Source organism: Pseudomonas sp. LBUM1679, assembly GCF_059695565.1.
Genome location: NZ_CP166774.1, coordinates 3,409,560 through 3,430,547 on the forward strand (window position 1 = coordinate 3,409,560; position 20,988 = coordinate 3,430,547).

17 protein-coding genes and 1 pseudogene are annotated in these 20,988 nt (G+C 60.2%); 5 read left to right on the forward strand and 13 right to left on the reverse strand.

Annotated features, from left to right (window positions below):
• Nucleotides 1-2: 2 nt before the first annotated feature.
• Nucleotides 3-908: a LysR family transcriptional regulator gene (locus ACA062_RS15585; protein WP_497457194.1), complete on the reverse strand. Its 906-nt coding sequence runs from the start codon at nt 906-908 to the stop codon at nt 3-5.
• On the opposite strand from ACA062_RS15585, the pseudogene ACA062_RS15590 reads away from it, so the two are divergent.
• Nucleotides 892-1,458 (forward strand): annotated as a pseudogene (locus ACA062_RS15590) (hypothetical protein); the annotation flags it as partial. The gene ACA062_RS15585 and the pseudogene ACA062_RS15590 overlap by 17 nt on opposite strands.
• 283 nt (nt 1,459-1,741) lie before the next feature.
• Nucleotides 1,742-2,056: a DUF2834 domain-containing protein gene (locus ACA062_RS15595; RefSeq protein WP_497457195.1), complete on the forward strand. Its 315-nt coding sequence runs from the start codon at nt 1,742-1,744 to the stop codon at nt 2,054-2,056.
• Nucleotides 2,057-2,217: 161 nt separating this feature from the next.
• Here the strand turns inward: ACA062_RS15595 and ACA062_RS15600 are convergent, their stop codons facing one another.
• The 3 genes from ACA062_RS15600 to ACA062_RS15610 form a co-directional block, all read right to left on the reverse strand.
• A complete protein-coding gene (locus ACA062_RS15600; RefSeq protein WP_497457196.1) occupies nt 2,218-3,492 on the reverse strand; it encodes an MFS transporter in 1,275 nt (424 codons plus the stop codon).
• A 62-nt stretch (nt 3,493-3,554) separates the two neighbouring features.
• A complete protein-coding gene (locus ACA062_RS15605) occupies nt 3,555-4,709 on the reverse strand; it encodes an acyl-CoA dehydrogenase family protein (RefSeq protein ID WP_497457197.1) in 1,155 nt (384 codons plus the stop codon).
• A gap of 58 nt (nt 4,710-4,767) precedes the next feature.
• Nucleotides 4,768-5,634, reverse strand: a complete 867-nt coding sequence (locus ACA062_RS15610) for an IclR family transcriptional regulator (RefSeq protein ID WP_150788039.1) — start codon at nt 5,632-5,634, stop codon at nt 4,768-4,770.
• Between the two features lie 238 nt (nt 5,635-5,872).
• Between ACA062_RS15610 and ACA062_RS15615 the strand changes: the two genes are divergently transcribed.
• From ACA062_RS15615 to ACA062_RS15625, 3 genes are read left to right on the forward strand one after another with little or no spacing between them, the layout of a single operon-like run.
• On the forward strand, nt 5,873-6,658 hold the full coding sequence (locus tag ACA062_RS15615; protein WP_497457198.1) for an enoyl-CoA hydratase: 786 nt from the start codon (nt 5,873-5,875) through the stop codon (nt 6,656-6,658).
• A gap of 3 nt (nt 6,659-6,661) precedes the next feature.
• Complete coding sequence (locus ACA062_RS15620; protein ID WP_497457199.1) at nt 6,662-8,200, forward strand: 3-hydroxyacyl-CoA dehydrogenase; 1,539 nt, start codon at nt 6,662-6,664, stop codon at nt 8,198-8,200.
• A gap of 1 nt (nt 8,201) precedes the next feature.
• Nucleotides 8,202-9,440: a CaiB/BaiF CoA transferase family protein gene (locus tag ACA062_RS15625; protein ID WP_497457200.1), complete on the forward strand. Its 1,239-nt coding sequence runs from the start codon at nt 8,202-8,204 to the stop codon at nt 9,438-9,440.
• A 462-nt stretch (nt 9,441-9,902) separates the two neighbouring features.
• Here ACA062_RS15625 and ACA062_RS15630 read toward each other — a convergent pair whose 3' ends face one another.
• The 9 genes from ACA062_RS15630 to ACA062_RS15670 form a co-directional block, all read right to left on the reverse strand.
• A complete protein-coding gene (locus ACA062_RS15630) occupies nt 9,903-11,327 on the reverse strand; it encodes a gamma-aminobutyraldehyde dehydrogenase (RefSeq protein WP_497457201.1) in 1,425 nt (474 codons plus the stop codon).
• A gap of 144 nt (nt 11,328-11,471) precedes the next feature.
• The gene (locus ACA062_RS15635) at nt 11,472-13,007 is read right to left on the reverse strand and encodes an APC family permease (protein ID WP_497457202.1); all 1,536 of its coding nucleotides are present in this window, start codon (nt 13,005-13,007) and stop codon (nt 11,472-11,474) included.
• 202 nt (nt 13,008-13,209) lie between these two features.
• Nucleotides 13,210-14,232, reverse strand: coding sequence for a heme-dependent oxidative N-demethylase family protein (locus tag ACA062_RS15640; RefSeq protein WP_497457203.1), 1,023 nt, complete (start codon nt 14,230-14,232; stop codon nt 13,210-13,212).
• A gap of 17 nt (nt 14,233-14,249) precedes the next feature.
• The gene (locus ACA062_RS15645) at nt 14,250-15,218 is read right to left on the reverse strand and encodes a PDR/VanB family oxidoreductase (RefSeq protein WP_497457204.1); all 969 of its coding nucleotides are present in this window, start codon (nt 15,216-15,218) and stop codon (nt 14,250-14,252) included.
• Nucleotides 15,215-15,817, reverse strand: a complete 603-nt coding sequence (locus tag ACA062_RS15650) for a dimethylamine monooxygenase subunit DmmA family protein (RefSeq protein WP_497457205.1) — start codon at nt 15,815-15,817, stop codon at nt 15,215-15,217. The genes ACA062_RS15645 and ACA062_RS15650 overlap by 4 nt, the downstream gene beginning before the upstream one ends.
• Before the next feature lie 233 nt (nt 15,818-16,050).
• Entirely contained in the window at nt 16,051-17,487 is a 1,437-nt protein-coding gene (locus ACA062_RS15655; RefSeq protein WP_497457206.1) for a sigma-54 interaction domain-containing protein, read from the reverse strand.
• Complete coding sequence (locus ACA062_RS15660) at nt 17,484-18,614, reverse strand: PAS domain-containing protein (RefSeq protein ID WP_497457207.1); 1,131 nt, start codon at nt 18,612-18,614, stop codon at nt 17,484-17,486. The genes ACA062_RS15655 and ACA062_RS15660 overlap by 4 nt, the downstream gene beginning before the upstream one ends.
• A gap of 213 nt (nt 18,615-18,827) precedes the next feature.
• Nucleotides 18,828-19,919: a DUF6701 domain-containing protein gene (locus ACA062_RS15665; protein WP_497457208.1), complete on the reverse strand. Its 1,092-nt coding sequence runs from the start codon at nt 19,917-19,919 to the stop codon at nt 18,828-18,830.
• A 135-nt stretch (nt 19,920-20,054) separates the two neighbouring features.
• Entirely contained in the window at nt 20,055-20,957 is a 903-nt protein-coding gene (locus ACA062_RS15670) for a LysR family transcriptional regulator (RefSeq protein WP_497457209.1), read from the reverse strand.
• Nucleotides 20,958-20,988: the final 31 nt, after the last annotated feature.

Sequence of the window (20,988 nt, forward strand, 5' to 3'; positions counted from 1 at the left end):
GTTTATGGATAGAGTTCGTCGAGCACCTGCATCAGCGCTCGCTTGCGTGGGTTTTCCAGGCCGGTCCAGGCCACGCCGATGCCGGCGCCGCTCATGGCCAGTGTCAGGGGGCGGGTCACGACTCCGATGGGCAGCGCCGATGCGGCACCGCTTGGCAAGATGCCGAGGCCCAGGCCGGCGGCCACCAACGCCAACTGGGTGGTGAACTCGCCCATCTCCCGGGCGATCGTCAGGGTGATCTTGCGTCGGTGAAAACCCGCCAGCATCTGGTCATACAACCCGGGAGCGAACTTACGCGCCAGCACCAGCATCGGACACCCGGCCAGATCCTGAGGCTTTATACGACGCTGGGCGCACAGCGGGTGGTCTTGCGGCAGCGCCACCACCAGCGACTCCTCGAAGAGCATGCGCGTGTGCACCCCAGGCACATTCAAGGGCAGGCGTATCAAGCCAAAATCCAGGGCATTGTCCAGCAAGGCCCGGGCCTGCGGCAGCGAAGGCATGTCCTTGAGGTCCAGTTCGATACGCGGGTAGCGCTCCTCCAGCGTACGCACGAGCACCGGCAACAAGTGCGACAAGGTTGAAGACACAAAGGCCAGGCGCAACACCCCGACCTCTCCGGCCGCGGCCTGCTGCAATACCTCACGGGCGCGCCCGGCCTGGCGCAGGGTCGCCAGGGCCTCGGGCAGAAACAGCGCCCCTTCCTCGGTCAACTCGACCCGGTGCCGGTCGCGCTCGAACAACTGCGCCCCGACATCGTCCTCCAGGGCACGTATTTGCGCACTCAAGGCCGGCTGGACAATGTGCAGGCGCGCCGCCGCACGCCCAAAGTGCAGCTCTTCGGCCAGGGCCGCAAAAGCCACCTGGGCGCGATACGCGCCCTGCAGGAAGTCACTGGGGCTGTACATGCGTCTGTCACTCAAGGAATCGCCGACCTTCATCCGCCTCAAGGCGCTCAAGCGCGTATGCGTCAACCCGCTGCTGCAACTGGCACTGGCCTTCCCGGTGTGGTGGGTACTCAGCCTGGGCAACGTGGTGGCGAGCATCATTGCCATCTCCATCGCGCTGGGCATCGGTACCTGGGGCATGTTTGGCACCCAGGCGGCGCTGATGCCCGAGCTGTTCGGCTCCCGCCACCGTTACATGGGTGTGTCGATCGCCCGGGAAGCGTCAGCAGTGATCGCGGGCGGTATTGCGCCGATGATCGGTGCCGGCATTATCGCCCTGGTCGTGGCGAGCCACGACTGCGATGCCAGCGCCGGTGTCAAAGCCTGGCTGCCGATTGCCTGCTACCTGACGCTGCTCACGCTGATCACCCTGTACACCACGTTCAAGACCCCGGAAACCCTCAACCGCGACCTGGACGAACCTCGTGATGCCTGGGAAATAGCCAGCGCCGCAACAGCGATACCTGTCCAGTCCAGAACCCGTGCACGCACACGCACACGCACAGCGTGACGCCGTAGCCTCCAGCACCAGGGTGACGCGAAACAGGATGGGAACGCAGCCGTATCATCAAGCGAACCGCTCAATGGTGATGCTTCGTTCCCGGATGCTCTGGGGTAAATGGAGGCTCAGGTAGTCGATCAAGGGTGTCGTTCGAGGAAAAGGTCGGGTGCTCATAGTTCGACTCTGAGGGCGCGAATTGGCTGAGACCATGACCTGCGAGGTCATTGATTTCGTCGAGACGATATCACTAACCTGTCTGTACTGATCATCGCTACTTGTCCAAGGAGGACAAATGAAAAGACCCTACATCTCACTTGCTACATTGGTAATTTTTTCGTTGTATACGGCGGGTACCCTGCTCTTTGCCGAGCAATCGCTCATCGACTTTGGCCTTGGGTTACTGTCCAGCCCGGACACTGCCCAGGTAGTCATTGACCTCTACCTGCTGGGCGTCCTCGCTTGCGTCTGGATGTATCGGGATGCTCGCTCCAAAGGCCGATCTACGGCCTCTCTTGTGCCTTATTTCCTGATAACAGCAGTATTCGTATCGATCGGCCCATTGCTCTACATCGTCATCAACGGGTTTGCCAGGAAAACACTGCGGTAGGCATGCCTATTCGACAGACATCCTCACGCGCCCAAATTGCGATGTCTTGAGTATGAACGAGGGAGACGTCACACGTTTGGAGTCTTGATCTCGTGCATTAGCAGCAGCCGGCAGGAACACAAAGTCCCGCCAGACTGCTGCTGATTGCCGAGTAACCGCTTCTATTGTTTTTGCGGATCGAATTGCTTGTCTTTGATGAACAGCGCCGGAATCACGCCGCAGATGAAGTAGGCCGCACCCATGACTAGAAAGCCCACGCCGATCGAGCCATGAGAGGCGAGGAAGCCGATAGCGGCCGGCGCAATCGCTGCGCCCAGACGCCCGATATTGTAGGCGCCCCCTACGGCGGACCCGCGAAATTTGGCCTCGAAGCTTTCGGTCATGTACGTGGCATTCACACCGTAAGGAATGCCATACAAAAAGCCGAACACCACCAGCATCCACAGGATGTTTTCCTGGCTTTGGAACAGCACGATCACCGGCAGGAATACCGCGGTCCCCAGGGCGCCAAAGGCGAACACGGTACGACGCCCGATACGGTCAGCCGCGAAGCCAGCCAGAATTTTGCCGAGGATCATGGCGGTATAGGTGCCAACCATATAACTGGTCATGGATTTGAGGTTCATGCCCAGTTCGCTTTCCAGGTACGTCGGCATCCAGTTGTTCACACCGTAGTAACCGAACTGCAGAAAGCCGGCAGTCAGGGCCCAGAAGATAAACATCCGGCTGGCCTGCGGATCACTGAAGATCAGCTTGTACATGCTCTCGCGCTTTGCGGGGAATGACTGTTGGGCGCCCTTGATTTTTTTCCTGGCGCGCTCGGCCTGAGCGTTGATCCAGGCTTGTGGCTCCGGCACGAAACGTTGCATCACCACGGCCAGGACCACCGGGATAATGGCGATGTAGAACAGCCAGCGCCAGCCATGGACTGGCAGTATCCAACCCGCCAGCAGCGTGGCAACGATATACCCCACTGACCAGCCTGCCTGCAGGGTGCCGAGTACGGTGGTGCGGTAGCGGGTGGGCACGTATTCGGACATCAATGTGTTGCAGGCCACGTACAGCGCGCCGATCCCCAGCGAGGCCACGAAACGGGTGATCGCGAACTGCCAATAGCTGTGCGTCAGGCCCAGGACAGCGGTGCCGACGGAAAACAGGACGATACTCCAGACCACGGTTTTCACCCGGCCGAAACGATCGCAGGCCCAGCCACCGTAGATGCCACCGATGGCCATCCCGGCCAGGGTGAAGCTACCCAGGCTGCCGGCCTCGACATTGCTCAGGCCGAACTCGGCCTTCAGGCTGCTGAGGCTGTAGGACAGCAGCATCAGATCGGCACCGTCGATCAACAATCCAAGAAAGCAGAAGATGAAGACCAGCACCCAGGTACTGGTTTTGGCGTGCGTCGTCGCACTCGCCTTAGCAGCAGCGTCCATAGCGTTACCTTATTGTATTTATGGGGGAGGGGACTTGAGCCGGGAATTGAAGGTCAGTGGCCTCAGCCTTGCGCGTAGCGGATCATGTTTCGGGCAATGACCAGCTGCTGGATCTGGGTGGTGCCTTCATAAATGCGGAACAGGCGAACATCCCGGTAGAAACGCTCGATGGCATATTCGCTGACATAGCCGGCGCCACCATGAATCTGTACGCAGCGGTCGGCGACCCGTCCGCACATTTCAGTGGCGAACATCTTGGCGCAGGAGGCTTCAGTGCTGACGTTACGTCCGTCGTCACGCTTGCGTGCGGCATCCAGGACCATGCAGCGTGCTGCATAGATTTCCGCCTTGCTGTCGGCAAGCATCGCCTGGATCAGTTGGAACTCGGCAATCGGCTTGCCGAATTGCTTGCGCTCGATTGCATATTGCAGCGAATCGGCCAGCATGCGCTCGGCGGCGCCGACGCTCAGGGCGGCAATATGCAGGCGACCTTTATCCAGGACTTTCATGGCGGTTTTGAAACCCACGCCTTCAACGCCACCGATCAGCTGGCTGGCGGGAACGCGGGCATTTTCGAAGATCACGTCGCAGGTGTGAGCGCCTTTGTGGCCCATCTTGTGATCGGGTTTACCCAAGGAGATCCCGGCCGTGTCACGCTCCACGATGAACGCACTGATGCCACCGGCACCTTTGATGTCCGGATTGGTGCGCGCCATCACGGTGAAGATGTTGGCGTGGGGGGCATTGGTGATGAAGCGCTTGGTGCCGTTGAGGATATAGCTGTCGCCGTCACGCACCGCCGTGGTTTTGAGCGAGGCAGCATCAGACCCCGAGTCGGGTTCGGTCAGGCAGAAGGCACTGAGCAGCTCGCCACTGGCCAGCTTTGGCAGGTACCTGGCTTTCTGCTCCGGGCTGCCATCGAGCAGAATGCCGATGGAGCCGATGCCGTTGTTGGTGCCGATGTAGGAACGAAAGGCCGGGGAGGTACGCCCCAGTTCGAAGGCGATATTGACCTCTTCTTCCATGGTCACGCCCATGCCGCCGAACTCTTCCGGAAGGGTCAGACCGAACAGCCCCATCTCTTGCAATTGCACAACGATGTCGTCCGGGATGTTGTCGGTCTCGGCCACCTCGTTCTCACGGGGAATCAGCACTTCGCTGACGAACTGACGAAGGGAATCCAGCAGTATCTGCAGGGTTTCGGTATCACGGATCATGTGCGCTCCCAAGGCTCGCAAGCGAGCCGGTTTTTTAGGGCGCCGTTACTCCGTTGCGTCAGCGAGCAGCGGCGCCAATGTTATTGACCATGTTGATCAGGCGAGGCCCGATATCGTCCACGAGCTGTTCACGGGGTAGCTGAAAGCTCGGTCCACCGCAGTTGAAGGTCAGCAACCCGTACTGCGGATGCAGCAACGGCACTGCGACGGAGTTGACGTCGCGGTGCCACTCACCGACCGACAGGCAGAAGCCGTAGTCGGCGTAATCCCTGAACGCTCTGTCCAGGCCCTTGCGGATGGCTGGCCATTGCTCCGTTTCACGCTGGCGAATGTGGTCGAGCAGAAATTCCCGCTCGGTTTCCGGCATCGCCGCCAGGCACGCCCGGCCCACCGAACTCTGCGCCAGCGGCAAGTAGCTGCCGATCTGCCGGCGCATGGTCATGTTGCCCTGACCCTGAACCACATCCAGGTACACCATCTGCAGTCGGTCGCGGGCGGCCATGGCGACGGCCGCCTGAGCGTGATTGGCCAGTTCCTCCATCAAGGGATGCGCCACCGTGCGAATCGCCAGGTTCGACAACATGGCGTAGCCGAAACCCAGTACACCGACGTCCAGCTGATACTTGCCTGAATGCACTTCACGCTTGAGGCAGCCCAGCCGCATCAGCGTATTGGTCAGACGCGTCACCGTCGGTTTGGGCAGCCCGGTCATCCGCGCCAGGTCTTGATTGCCGAGCACGTTGTCCCGCGGGGTGAAACACCGCATCAATTCAAGCCCGCGGGCCAACGCCGTCACGAACTGGCCAGTGCTTTCGTCATCGCTCAGCGCGCTGGCGGGATCAAGCATGCCCATCTTTAGCAAGCCGATTTCATCCGTTCCTTTCGCCTGGTCCACGGCCTGGTGATCTGCCTTGTTGCGACCCATGGTAGAACCTCGCTTTCGAGAAATGCAAGAAAATAAAATACAGTTTCGCCTGACGAAATTGTATTCGTTGGCTTTAAAAATACCAATCAATTTATTAAGTATCTTTAAGTCGCTGTAATTAAAGGGGTAAAACAGATTTATTGGTTTGCCTGTTTACAGAAATTTAGAAGCGTATCTATGATTGATCGTAATTACGGTATTCAGTTTCGCATAGCGAAACAAAAAATAAGAGGTAGATATGGACTCCCAGCTCAACGCTGTAGTGGCTCTGCAGATTCGCGATGACGCCGTCGCCGTCGTACGAATCCAGCGGCCCGAGGTCAAGAACGCGCTCAACAGCGCAGTGCGCGAACAGTTGGCAGAAATCTTTCGCGCCCTGGCCGGCAATGAACGGGTGCGTGCGATTGTTCTCACCGGTGGTGAACAGTGCTTTGTCGCTGGTGCCGACATCCGCGAGTTCGCCGAGGCCAGCCCGATCGAGATGTATCGTCGCCACACGGAGTACTTGTGGGAGGCCATTTCTCGTTGCCCTAAACCGGTGATCGCCGCGGTGAACGGTTTTGCCCTGGGCGGCGGCTGCGAATTGGCGATGCACTGCGACATCATCGTTGCAGGACAATCGGCACGCTTCGGCCAGCCGGAGGTCAAGCTTGGCCTGATGCCGGGCGCCGGTGGCACCCAACGGCTGATTCGCGCCGTCGGCAAGTTCCAGGCGATGCGTATCGCCCTGACGGGCTGTCTGGTCGCGGCCCCCGAAGCGCTGGCCATGGGCATGGTCAGCGAGGTGGTGAGTGACGAGCGCACAGTGCCGCGAGCCCTTGAGCTGGCCGCTGAAATAGCCGCCTTGCCGCCGCTGGCTGTGGCGCAGATCAAGGAGGTGATGCTGCTCGGTGCCGACTTGCCCCTGGACAGCGCCCTGGCGTTGGAGCGCAAGGCGTTTCAGTTGCTGTTCGACTCCAGGGACCAGAAAGAGGGCGCCAATGCCTTCCTGGAAAAACGCAAAGCCACCTTCTCGGGAGAGTGATTCATGACACGTGAGATCAACCGTATGGCGGTGGTGGGGGCTGGCATCATGGGCACCGGCATTGCCCAGATTGCTGCCCAGGCGGGCATACAGGTAATGCTGTTCGATAACCGCGAAGGCGCCGCCCAGGCCGCTCGCGATAACCTTGAACGGACGCTGGACAAGCTGGTGAGCAAGGGCAAGATCCTCGGCGCAGATGCACAGGCGGCACTCGATCGCCTGCAGGTAGCGACCGCGCTGACCGAGCTCGAGGACGTCGACCTGGTCGTCGAAGCCATCATTGAGCGCCTCGATGCCAAGCAGGCGTTGCTCGCACAGCTTGAAGCGGTCGTCGGTGACGATTGCATTCTGGCCACCAATACCTCGTCGCTGTCCGTGACCAGTATCGCCCGGGAATGTCGGCGTCCTGAGCGTGTCGCGGGGTTCCATTTCTTTAACCCGGTGCCGCTGATGAAAGTCGTCGAAGTCATCGACGGCCTGGCCAGTGACCCGCAAGTCGGTGATCGCCTGCAGGCGTTGGCGGCGCGCATGGGCCACCGGGGGATTCGGGCCAAGGACACGCCGGGTTTCATCATCAACCATGCGGGGCGCGCCTACAGCACCGAAGCCCTGCAAATACTCAAGGAAGGCGTGGCCGAGCCCGCCGAAATCGACCGCATCCTGCGTGAAGGCCTGGGGTTTCGCATGGGGCCGCTGGAGCTGTTCGACCTGACAGCCCTGGATGTCTCGCACCCGGTGATCGAGTCGATCTACCACCAGTTTTACCAGGAACCTCGCTATCGTCCGGCCGCGCTGACCCGGCAGATGCTTGAGGCCGGGTTCGTCGGGCGCAAGGTCGGGCGGGGCTTTTACCGCTACGCCAACGGTCAAATGGTCGATGCGCCCCCGGCGCAGGCAGTGCCGGTCGTGGAGACCCTGCCACCGGTGTGGCTGGGGACCGAGAACGAGGCCGATCGTGTCAGCCTGATGGCGTTGCTGGAGCAGCTGGGCGCGCAGGTAGAGCAGGGCGCCACGCCGTCCAGCGGAGCACTCTGCCTGCTGGCGCCCTATGGCCTGGATGCCACCAGCGCTGCGGTACGCTTTGCCGCCGACCCGACGCGCACGGTCTGCATCGACCCGCTGCTCGACAGCGCGCGCTACCGCACGCTGATGCCGACCCCGGCCACCCGCGTCGACATGCGCGATGCCGCGCATGCGTTGCTGGCGCGCGACGGCGTCGGAGTCAGCATGATCAACGACAGTGTCGGCTTCGTCGCCCAGCGCGTGCTGGCAATGATCGTCAACCTGGCCGGCGATATCGTCCAGCAGCGCATCGCCAGCGTCGAAGACCTGGAGGAGGGCGTGCGCCGAGGGCTGGGTTATCCGCAGGGGCCGTTGGCCTGGGGCGACAGTGTCGGCAGCAAACGCTTGCTGACCATCCTGGAGCGCATGACCGAATTGACCGGCGATCCGCGTTACCGGCCGGGTCCTTGGCTGCGCCGACGCGCGACCCTCGGCCTGTCGCTGTGCCACGCCGAATGCACGCAAACAAAGGTGAAATGACATGGGTGCTTTGACTGGATACCGCGTACTCGACTTGAGCCGTGTGCTGGCCGGCCCCTGGTGTGGCCAGACCCTGGCCGACCTGGGCGCCGAAGTGATCAAGGTTGAACGACCGGGTGTGGGTGACGACACCCGTGGTTGGGGGCCGCCATGGATGAAGGGCCAGAACGATGAGGCTACCCACGAAGCCTCCTATTACCAATCGACCAACCGCGGCAAGTTATCGGTGGCACTGAACCTGGCGAGCGCCGAAGGCCAGGAGCTGGTGCGTGCGCTGGCCACCGACTGCGATGTGCTGATCGAAAACTACAAGGCCGGGTCGTTGGCCAAATACGGGCTTGATTATGACTCCTTGTCCCGGCTCAACCCGCGGCTGGTGTATTGCTCGGTGACCGGCTTCGGGCAGACCGGGCCGCGGGCTGCTGAACCGGGTTATGACTTCATCATCCAGGGAATCGGCGGGTTGATGAGCATCACGGGGGAGCGTGATGACCTGCCCGGTGGCGGGCCGCAGAAAGTGGGCGTGGCGTTTTCTGATTTGATGACCGGACTCTACTCCACGGTCGCTATTCAAGCTGCATTGCTCAGCCGCGAGAAAACCGGCGTGGGTCAGCACATCGATATGGCGCTGCTTGATGTTCAAGTCGCCACGCTGTGCAACCAGAGCCAGAACTACCTGGCTTCCGGTAAACCCCCAGGCCGCTACGGTAACGCCCACGCCAACATCGTGCCGTATCAGGTGTTCCGTGCCAGTGACCGGGATTTCATCATCGCTTGCGGCAATGACTCCCAGTTTATCGCACTGTGCGAGGCTATCGGTCTGGCGGACCTTCCTAAAGACCCACGCTTTGCACGCAATGCGGACCGAGTGACCCATCGGGAGACGATCATCGAGATGCTCACCCAGCATTTTCTCGGCGCTACTGCCGATGAATGGGTGCGACGGATTCACCCGCAGGGCGTGCCGATAGGCGCGATCAACAGCATTGCCCAGGCGCTGGATGAGCCGCAGGTGAAGGCACGCAATATGCTGGTGAACATCCCCCATCCGCTGAAGGCCGATTTCGTTACGGTGGGCAGTCCCATCAAGTTGTCAGGCACGCCAGTCGAGTACCTGCGCCCGGCCCCGATGCTCGGTGAACATACGGATGAAGTCCTCAAGCGGCAGTTGGGGCTGGACGATGAACGCCTGGTCGAGTTGAAGGCACGCGGTGTCATCGAGCAGCTGGGCGAGCGCTGAGATTGGTATTTAATTAAGTCTTAACTAACAACTATGCACTGTTGAAGAAAAAACAAGCCCAAAGCAGGCGTCGTCAATCACTCAGCTGATTGACGACGCCATTTCTTGGTCTGAGCGGCTGCCTGGTTCAAATGCAACGGCAGCACGAGATTTCGCAAGTGCTTTCTCCAGTACCGTTTTCACGGGTTAACTCAGCAACAGTAAGCCTCAGTCAAGCAGGTCGGCAATGGATTCGGCGGCTAGCTGATAGGAGCGGCAGCGTGCGTCGCGGTCATAAATCCTCGCATCGATTATCACCTCGTCCGCTTCAGTGGTAGCGATGAACTGACGTAGCCAACACCGACCGATACCAGGGTGAGTGCCAGACCAATGCTGAAGCACAAAACGAGCGCGATGCAGCAAAGCCATCAGGTGATTCAGTTGATTGCCGCGCCGAAAGCGACGCGGCTCACCGAATGGTCATCAGTGTTTGAACATCACATGCCGCACAACGGTGTAGTCCTCCAGCCCGTACATGGACATGTCCTTGCCATAACCAGACAGTTTCTGCCCGCCATGGGGCATTTCGCTGACCAGCATGAAGTGCGTGTTCACCCAGGTGCAGCCGTACTGCAAGCGGGCCGAAAGGCGATGCGCACGACCGACATCCGCGGTCCAGACCGACGATGCCAGGCCGTAGTCCGAATCGTTGGCCCAGCCCAGCACCTGTGCTTCATCGCTGAATCGGGTCACCGACACCACCGGCCCGAATACTTCGCGGCGGACGATTTCGTCATCCTGTTGCGCGTCGGCCAGCACCGTTGGCTCGAAGAAGTAGCCATCGCCGTGCACCACCTTGCCGCCCGTGATCAAGCGGATATGCGGCTGCGCCACGGCACGCTCGACGAACCCGGCCACACGGTCGCGATGCTGCGCGGTGATCAGCGGGCCCAGTTCGGTCGATGGGTCATCCTGCACGCCGTACTTGATGCTGCTGACCGCCGCGCCGAGCTTCTCGACGAACCTGTCGTAAATGCCATCCTGCGCATAAATGCGGCACGCGGCGGTGCAGTCCTGGCCGGCGTTGTAAAAGCCGAAGGTGCGTATGCCTTCCACGGCGGCGTCGATGTCGGCGTCGTCGAAGATGATCACCGGGGCCTTGCCGCCCAGTTCCATGTGCAGGCGTTTGACGCTGTCGGCGGTGCTGGAAATGATGTTCGAGCCCGTCGCGATCGAGCCCGTCAGCGACACCATGCGCACCTTAGGATGGGTGACCAGCGGGCTTCCGACCGTATGACCACGGCCGAACACCAGGTTAAGCACACCGGCGGGGAAAATATCCGACGCCAGTTCAGCCAGGCGCAACGCGGTCAGCGGGGTCTGTTCCGACGGCTTGAGCACCACGGTATTACCGGCGGCCAGGGCCGGGGCGATTTTCCAGGCGACCATCATCAACGGGTAGTTCCACGGCGCGATGGAGGCGATCACGCCGACCGGGTCACGGCGGATCATCGAGGTGTGACCGGGCAGGTATTCACCGCCGGCCGAACCGCTCATGCAACGGCTGGCGCCGGCGAAGAAACGGAACACGTCGGCGATCGCGGGGATCTCGTCGTTCAGCGCGGCACTGTAGGGTTTGCCGCAGTTGTCGGATTCGAGTTTGGCCAGTTCCTCGCCATGGGCTTCGATGGTGTCAGCGAGTTTGAGCAGCAGCAGCGAGCGTTCTTTGGGCGTGGTTTGCGACCAGCTTTCGAAGGCGTTGTCGGCGGCACGCACGGCGGCATCGACCTGGGCTTCGCTGGCTTCGTTGATCTCCACCAGCACACGACCCAGGGCCGGGTTGAACACCGGTTGGGCAGGGCCTTCGCCGTCGATCAGTTGGCCGTTGATCAAGAGTTGGGTTTGCATGGCATTGTCCTCTTCAAAATTTTTATTTTTCTACGGTCCCCTGTAGGAGCTGGCTTGCCAGCGAAGGGGCCATCACATTCAACATTGATGCTGGCTGACCCACCGCTTTCGCTGGCAAGCCAGCTCCTACAGGGATGCTCGTTATCAGATCGATGATCGACTGGTCGACACGCCGGAAATGTCCGCAGGTTTGGCAAGCGATTTTGAAAACTTCCAGGCATCCCCCGCCGGCGCCGTACCTTTGTCGTAAGGCTTGCCGAGCAGCATGTAAACCAGGCCGGCGCCCATCACCACCAGCGTGGTCAGGATCATCGAATAGTTGATGTACCACGGCGCATCCGGCGAGCGCGGCCAGACCATGTTGACGATGGCGCACACGCCATACACCAGCGCTGCCAGGTTTACCCAAAGGCCCCAGGCGCCGAGCGTGAATTGACCATTCGGGCGCCAACCCTTGGCGCGAGCGATCAATGCCGCGACGATGATCAACTGGAACGCGACGTAGATCCCAATCGCCGCGAAGCCGACGATGGTCGCCACGGCATCGGCCATGAACATGCCCAGGCAGACAATCGCTGCGGGCACCAGTCCGCTGATCAGCAACGCGAACGACGGCACGTGGTTGCCCGAGAGCCGTTTGAGCAACGAACTGCCGACGATCATTTCGTCACGGGCATAAGCGAACAACAGACGGCTGGCCGCTGCCTGCAGGCTCAAGACGCAAGAGATAAAGGACACCATCACCACCGCCATGACCAGCCGTGAACCGACCGGACCAAAGGCGTTAGCCAGGATGGTAGCCACCGGATCGGTGTCTTCACCGGCCAGCACCTTGGCCATGTCCGGCACCGAAAGAATCAGCGCCAGGCAAGCGAACATCGCCGCTGCACCGCCGATATAGATCGTCATGCGCATGGCTTTGGGGATGCGCTTGCCTGGGTTCGGGGTTTCTTCGGCGACATCGCCGCAGGCCTCGAAGCCGTAGTACTGGAACAGGCCCGCCAGGGACGCCGCAAGGAACGCCGGCAGGTACGAGCCGTTGACTTCGAGGTTGAAGGTGTCGAACAGCACGCTGAACGGCTGATGACGCTCGAAGATCAGCAGGTAGCCGCCAACGAGAATCGCTCCAACCAACTCGCAGAGAAAGCCGAACATGGCGACGCGTGCCAGTAGTTTGGTGCCCACCAGATTCAGGCAGGTCGAGAGCAGGATGATGGTCAGGGCAATATAGATATTGGCCTCGGGACCCGGATTGAAGCCGAGCATAATCGCCAGATAGGGCCCGGCACCCACCGCGACTCCGGCGATGGTCGCACACAAGGCCCACGCATAGACCCAGCCAACCATCCACGCCCAGCGCTTGCCGACCAAGCGGCGAGCCCAAGGGTAGACACCACCGGAAATCGGGAACTGCGAAACGATTTCACCGAAGATCAGGCACACCAGCAGCTGGCCGGCACCGATCAGCAGGTATGACCAGAACATCGGCGGGCCGCCTGCGGCCAGGCACAAACCGAACAGGGTGTAGACACCGACGACCGGCGACAGGTAGGTGAAGCCCAGGGAAAAGTTTTCCCACAGACTCATGCTTCGATTGAAATCCGAACTGTAGCCGAGGGCGCGGAGTTGTTCCGCATCCTGATCGGCGACGCTTGCACGCGCGTTGGGTAAGCCACTCATTTTATTTCCTCATTATCAATGGCAGTTGATTTGCAGTACTGGCAGGTTGGCCTGCCTATAGGTTTTATTTCAGGATGCCGCGATCTTTTCTGTAGGCGCTGGCTTGCCAGCGAAGGTCGTTAACGAAAACGCGTGCATCCTGGATATACGCGGCGCCTTTGACTCCTTCGCTGGCAAGCCAGCTCCTACACAGAGAGTCGTGTCAGGCTTTGGGCTCGTCGTCGTACTTGGAGAGCCATTCGACGGCGGCATCGCGGTAGCGGTCGAAGCCTTTATAATCGACCAGTTGCTGGTTCAAATCCCGCAGGACCCGATGTATGCGTCGGGCCCACGCCGGGTTGGTGGCGATGTCTTCGAGGCTCAGCAGGTAGGTGCGAATCGGAAAGACGATGGCGTTACTGCGCGGCAGGCGATGCAGTGGCTGCAACTCGATACGCAGGTAGACCAGCTTGCCGGCATTTTGCGCGGTCACGATGGTGCGGTCCGGTGCCCATTCCGGCAGACTTTCGGCCGAGACTTCCAGACGCGGGTTAACGGTCAGCGACCAGTTCAATCGACGCACCGGGTGGCCGGTGCGCAGGCGCAGCAGAAATTTCAGTGCGCGGTCGAGCATGCCGATTTCCTTCACCAGCGGCACCGGCCCATGGAACTCTTCCCAGCTCATGCCGAGGTTGAAACGCAGGGAGTAATCGGCGCGCTGGGTAGCGATACCGGCCCCCCAGTACAGCGTGCCGTCGCGCTCTTCTTGCAGCACCCAATCGCCCTGCGCCTGTCGGGTCACGTATTCCATGGGCTCGTACGGCAGGGTGGCCGGATCACCGAAGGTAAAGTGGTCGTCGATGTCCAGCAGGCGGTTGGTCCAATGCCACTGCCGACCTTCACGTGCCAGGCTGAAGTACTGCGGATAGTCCCGGGCGTAGGACTCCATGATCAATTCAAGCAAATCCCATTGCGCCTCCATCATGTGCGGCGCCGAGACGTAGTGCATGCCCGGATCCTTCTCCAGGGTGATCGCGCGGTCCCGGCACTCGCTGATGTAGTGCTCATCAATATCGAAGGCGGCACGAAACGCACCGTCGCCGACCGAGACATGCGGCTCCAGGTTCATCGAGTACATGTAGTTGTCATCAGGGAACGGGAAGGGCGCGCGAGCGATGGTTTCCGGGCTGTTGGCGAAGGTGTAGTCGTCGCGGTAGGTTTCGTCGGGATTGAATTTGATATTCATTGTTATGTCTCCGTCGATCAGAGGTCGATGACCAGGCGATTGCACTTGGCGCGGGATACGCAGGGCATGATTTTCTTGCGACTGGATTTGTCTTCATCGGACAGCCAGTCATCGGTGTGCAGCAGCTCGCCGTCGAGTTCCAGGACCGCGGTTTCGCAATGGCCACAGGCACCGCCCCGACACAGGTAAGGCATGCTGTAACCGGCGGCCTCCACCGCTTCGAGCATGGTCTGGTCTGGCGAAACGGCGATGGTCGCGCCGCTGCGGCCGAGGGTGAAACTGAAGGCTTCGCCGCCGCTGCTTTGTTCAAGGAAGCGCTCGAAGTGCACGTGGCTGTCGGTCCAGCCAAGGTCGCGGGCACAGGCCAGGGTGGCGTCGATCATGCTGTCCGGACCGCACGCATAAACGTGGCTGCCCAGCGGGCGGTCAGCGAGGATCCGGCCTATGTCCATGCGCGATTCGATGCCTTTGCGATACAGGTGGACCTGCGCGCCGTAGGTGGCCTGCAACTCTTTGCCGAGTTGCGCATGCTCCTCGCCGCGAACCGCGTAATGCAGCTCGAAGGGCACCTTGCTCAGGCGCAATTCTTCCAGCTGGGAAATCACCGGCGTGATCCCGACCCCGCCGGCGATGAACAGGTGCAGGCGCGCCTGCTTGATCAGCGGGAACAGGTTGACCGGCGGCGTGACCTCGATCAGATCGCCCTCACTGACGTTGTCGTGCAGCGAGACCGAACCGCCGCGACCGCTTTCTACCCGGCGCACGGCAATCTGATAGCTGCTGGTGTCGTAGGGCGAACTCAACAGCGAGTAGGGGTTGCGCAAGGTGTTGTGTTGATTGGCGATCAGCACCACGACGTGGCTGCCGCCGGAGAACGCCGGCAAATGGGCGCCGGTTGGCGACACCAGGGTGAAGCGCTTGATTTGCGGGGTCACCGATTCGATTCGGGCCACTCGCAGATTCAACGTCCCATTGTTCTGGCTCATGTGTCGAGCTCCTCGGCTTCGGGCAATTCACCCGGGACTTCGGCATCGGCCTTGACCGCCTGAAAGGCTGCCAGCCGGCGGGAATAGTGATCGCGCACCACCAGCGTCAGGCCGCAACCGGGGCAGTCGTAGACGCGCTGGGTGACATTTTCGGTGTAGCTGTCGCAGTGCACGCACCAGACTCGGCGGACCAGCGTTCCAGAGTGCTCGCGCAGCACTTCGTCGCGATTCAGGTCGAAATGCGTGGCCACTTGCATGGCACTGCCCAGGAAACTTTCGGAACCTGCGAGGTAAAGACGGGTGCCCATACGCGCTTCGCCGAGCAAAGTCTTTAGCTCGTCGATCAGTGCCTGATTAGAGGCATGCACGTGCAGTGGGTGTTCGGCGTGCTGCTGCAGTTGGCTCAGGAAATCCTGGCCGGAAAACGACTCCTGGGAGTACAGCAAGGTAATCGGTCGATCCAGTCCCGCCATATCGCCCAGCAAGCGCAACATGGCGCGCCCGCCGCTGCCTTGCCCGGCGATGATGTGCCGAATGCCTCCCGGCAGCGGTTGCAACTGGTCATAGACCGGTCGGCTTTTGATCCCGGTGATCAACATTTTTATTATTCCTCCTGGCTACCGGCTCGGCTGATGCAAGCCGGCCCTGATGCAAAGCCCCATGATGAGGGGGTGCAAATACCAGGAGCACAGGTCGTGCCATAAAATTAACGCATTGAATATAAAGGGTTTTATCTAATGCTTGGGGTGACATGCAGGCAAAAACAACCACGGCTGTATGCGTTTTTGCAGCGCTTTATGCGCAGTTGGACACATCCCTGTGTCGGGGAGATTCAGTCGCGTTGCAGCTTGCGGATCAGCGTACCGATGTCGATACCCAGGTGCTGCGCCGCTTTGCGCTTGCTGCCGCATAAGTGCACGGCCCTGAGGATGACCTGTCGCTCGAAATGCTGGACTTGAAGCTTGAGATTGCGTTCTGGATCGTCCTCTGGTTCACCATCCGCAGCCGAGGGTGTCAAACATTCCTGAGGGCGCATCGGCTCGAGCAGTTCAGCCGGCAGATGATGCTCTTGCGCTTCATCGTCGGCGAGGACCGCCAGCCGTTCAAAGATGTTCACCAGCTCGCGGATATTGCCCGGAAAGTCATAGCTCATCAGCCGCTGCCGGCAACCGGCAGACAGGCTCAATGAGGGCTCGCGGTCACCGTTGATGCGACTCAACAGAATGTCGATGAGAAACGGCAAGTCATCCCGGTGCTGGCGCAACGGCGGAATTTCCACCGGCAGGACGGCCAGGCGATAGTAGAGATCGGCGCGAAACTCACCCACGCTCACCAGGTGGCGCAAATCCTTGTTGGTGGCCGCAATGACTTGTACCTGCACCGTTTTGCTCAGGGGCGAACCCACCGACTGGATCGTACTGTCCTCAAGGAATTTCAGCAGTTTGGCCTGGACATGCAGGGGGATCTCGCCGATTTCATCGAGGAATAAGGTCCCGCCCGAAGCCGCCTCGATATAGCCTTGCTTGCCGCCCTGCAGTGCGCCGGTAAAGGCGCCACGTTCATAGCCGAACATCTCGGACTCGAACAGGCTCTCCGGAATGCTGCCGCAGTTAACGTGAATAAAAGGGCGATCACCCCAACCGGCCGCACGGTGGATATGCCGCGCAATCGCGGTCTTGCCGACGCCAGGCTCGCCAAGCAGTAACAACCGTGCGCGACGTCGGAAGGCGCGCACGCCGGTGTCGGCGATGCTCGATAGCTGAGGTGACAGATGCAGGGCGCTGTCCTGGGGGTCGCGCAGACCTTGCGGCTCCACGGGCCGGCTGCCCAGCGACGCTCGACGCTGCGGCTGACTGCCATCGAAGTCTTTCTGAGTCAACATCCTGAACGGTTTTTCGTAGGCGCCGGTGGGGATGGCGTGGGTGCTGCTGAGTAGAACCCGACCTTCCCGTGAGCGGGTCAAGGCACTGTGACCGCCTCGATTCAGCGCGGTCTGCAAGTCGTCGTAATTCAATGCCGAGCGGTGGTAAAACTCATTGTCGGACAGCCCGACGGCTTGCTGTCTGGACAGTCGATTCACGCGCTCGGCGGCCAGATTCAGAAAACGCACCCGACCTTCACCGTCCGTTACGATCAGCGCTTCGCTGAAGCTGTCGAGCAAGGCGTGCAGCGCAGGTGTTTCCAGCAACGCGCCAAGAACCTCGCTGCTGACATTTATTGAAGAGCGCATGCCCATCTGCAGCGTGGGTGGCAGGTTCTTGTCTTTCATGGATGCAACTCTTGTGCACGGCGCACACCCTGGCTTTCGCGAAACACTGCGACCCGCCAGGCCACGCCTTCACGAATCAGGATGCGCGAGCAATGCACATTGAAGTTCAAGTCGCGCCCGCTCAAATCAGGCAGTGGCAGGCTGTGCCAAGTACGCTCGGGGAGGGCGTTATCCAGCAGCAGTCGAGCGATGCCGTCGCCGTGGATAATGCCAAAGATCTCTTCAAAGGCTGCGTTGCGCCATTGTGGTTGCAGGTGTTCATCGATCACCAGCACCGCATCCGGCACCGCATCGAAGACCCGGCGCAAGGCATCGATGCGCTGTTCGGCGTCATGCTGCATGCGCAATTCCTGGCTGACGTCGCGAATGCTGCCCCACATCCGCAGCAGACGTCCGTTGACGATGGTCGCGCGGACATCGTTCTCGACGTAGGCCGGTGAGCCATCGTGACGGCGGTCCACCGAGAGCGCGCAGTCGACGCTGAAACCGGCTTCGATCAAGCGCCGCACGAACTCCTCGTTGGCCGGGCTGCGAGGCCAATAAAGACGAACCGGTTGTTGGTTGAAATCGACATCCGACGGCATCTCATAGACCTCGGCCATAGCCCGATTGCACATCCGCCAGTGGGAGTCGTTTTCGAATACCTGACGCACGATTTCATCCGGCGACGTGTTGATGTCCACCGCCTCGGCGAACTCGATGCACCAGTAGGCAACCTTGGCGCTCTGCAGCATCTGGCTCATCACTTCATTGGCGTTGTGCATTTCCCGCAGCCGATGCCCCAGCGACCCGAGCGGAATTTTCAGCAGGTGCAGGCGCGCCGTTTCAACCGAGCGCCACTCCAGCAGCCCGCAGGCGACCACTTGCAGCAGGCCGCCGTTGTGGCGAATCAGGGTCAGCTCCAGGCTGTGGACTTGCTCGTCGGCAGGAGGATTGGCGAACAGCAACTGCAAGGCGTGTATAGAGTCGACACTGTAGATACGTTCAATCGGCTGATTCAGCAGCTCCTCTGGCGCATAACCTAATTGATCGCTCAGGCTGGCAGAGAGATTGACCAGTTGCCCACTGGCACTCACGGTGCTTGAAAGCGGTTGGACTTTGTTCACTAGGAAATTGAGGGTATCCATCGATTGTCGGCTCGATTTGGCTTATGGGTTCCTGATTGAAGACACTCAGGCTTTTAGAGCAGGGGCATATCGCATGCCAACAAAAAGGCTGGTGAATATTGAGGTTTAAGGACCTATGAATGAGCATGTGCTGTGATATTGCAGCGTAATGGGCATTTTTGCAGCACAGTTCATTGCGCGACCCAGGTCAATCGGTTTATCGAAACCCGGCGCTTAGCGATAAACCTCCCGTTGAAATATCATCGACGGCGAACCTCGATAGATACCGAATCTGGCTAGACCCGTTGCCGCCTCGCGGCCCTGGCCATTCCACTCATAGAACAGCCAGGACGGCATGGCCGGCAACTGACCGAGAACTGATCCATTGACACCGGGAGGCTGCAGGCGCAACAGGCCCAGGCCAGCACTCGGTGCGATTAATGTGATCTGGTCATTTGCGTAGTTTTCCTGGCTGAGCTGCCCCGTATATGAGGTTAGCCCTGGCGCCTGCAAAACGGTTGCCGTGGTGCAGGTATCCAGGCCTTCAACCCGAAAGCTGCCACCTGCGGCGTTTTGCCAGGTTTCGATGCTCAAGGGCAGGTCCAGGCTCTGAAATTCCGAGCCATGGGCGTTGCCCAGACGCAAGCGGCCGAGACGGATTTCGCTGCCAGGGCTGTTGGCGAAGTCATAGTGATACGCCGAACAACCATTGCCATCGCCAAAACAGGCACCATCGCTATCGGTCAATGTCGCAGCACTGAAGCTCCCGGCAATGGCCGCCATAAATGGCCGGTCATCGGCCAACGGCAGGATTGCCGGGGTGTACTGCAGGGTTTCGTCGCTCCAGCGGTAGCTCTGGCTGCCCTCGCCATCGTCGACGCCACCTCGCGTCAGACGTGCTCCGCCACTGCTGGTCAGGCGCCCGCTGGCATCCAGGCCGCTCTCACCGCCACTGACGGTTTCACCGAAATAGGCATTGGCCAATGGCGTTGCGCGCAGTCGAAATACGCCGACTTCGGAAATGGAAGTGAGGGTCGTCGTCTGGCTACCTGAAGCATGATCGCGCGGGCTGCCCGTTACCGGGGTGCCATTGACCAGCACCGGTTGGCTGCCCGTAGCGGGATCAAGGTAGGCCGAGCTAAGACTCAGTGTGCGGGTGACATTGGAGAAACCCGGCACACAGGCCTGCGAGGCATCGTTTTTTTCACGGCGCGCAAGGCAATATTGCTTTGTGGTCGGGCCGCTATCAGGGTCGGCACATCGAACATGGTCGGTGGGACGAAACAGGTTGCCGACGGGGGAGGTTCCAAAGGCAAATTGGGTCACATCCCTTGATGTGAAAGGTTAGGAGTCCTGATCATCCGGGGCTTGGTGCTGGCGTGAAGGTGGTAGAGGCGGTTGGGAGGGAAAGTTTGATGATGCCGAATAGTCAGCCCGTCGAGCCTCTTGAATAGGGGCCCTTCAATCAGAGAACAACTCAAACATCAGCTGGCGCAACCAACGATTGGCCGGGTCCTTGCTGTATCGCGTATGCCAGAACAGATTGATCTCGATGTTCGGCAACTCCATGGGCGGCGCAAGTACAGTGAGTCCGAAGGGTTGTTCGCAACTGAGCGCGAATCGTTCGGGCACTGTCGCCAGCAAGTCCGTGCGTTGAAGTATGTGGCCTATCGCGACGAAATGCGGCACCTCCAACCGTATGTTTCGCTCGATGCCTTCACGGGCGAGGAAAGTATCAACGACGCCGTGCCCGGTGTTCGCTGCTACCACACGAACGTGGTCATAGCTGCAAAAGCGCTCGAGTGTCAGCGGCTCCCGGGTGGCTGGATGGCCCTTGCGGCACAAGCAGACGTAGCGATGGTGGAACAGGCGTTGTTGAAAAAAGCCCGCTTGCAGGTGAGGCAGCAACCCGACCGCAAGGTCGATCGCACCGTTCTGCAGACCTTCGGCCAGGGTATCGGTGTTGTTGCGCAGCGTACTGATCGAGCAACCCGGAGCGCGTTCAGCCAGCGCATCCATCAGCCGCGGCATGAAGTAGATTTCACCTATGTCCGTCATTGCCATGGTGAATCTGCGATTGCAATTGAGCGGGTCAAACGTGTCCTGGCGACTGAATGCATCGCGTAACGTCTGAATGGCTAGCGCAACCGGCTCGGCCAATTGCCGGGCATAGGGGGTGGGTTCCATTCCCTGGTAGGTGCGCACGAAAAGTTCGTCGTTCAAGGTGGTACGCAAGCGCTTCAGCGCGTTGCTCACCGCTGGCTGGGTCAGTTCAAGGTTATCCGCAGCAGTCGAGACCCTGCGGTCGATCAGCAGTTGGTTGAACACCAACAGAAGATTGAGATCCAGCTCCCGTAATTCCATAACGCCTCGTGCAGGTTGGCTCATGCCAGGG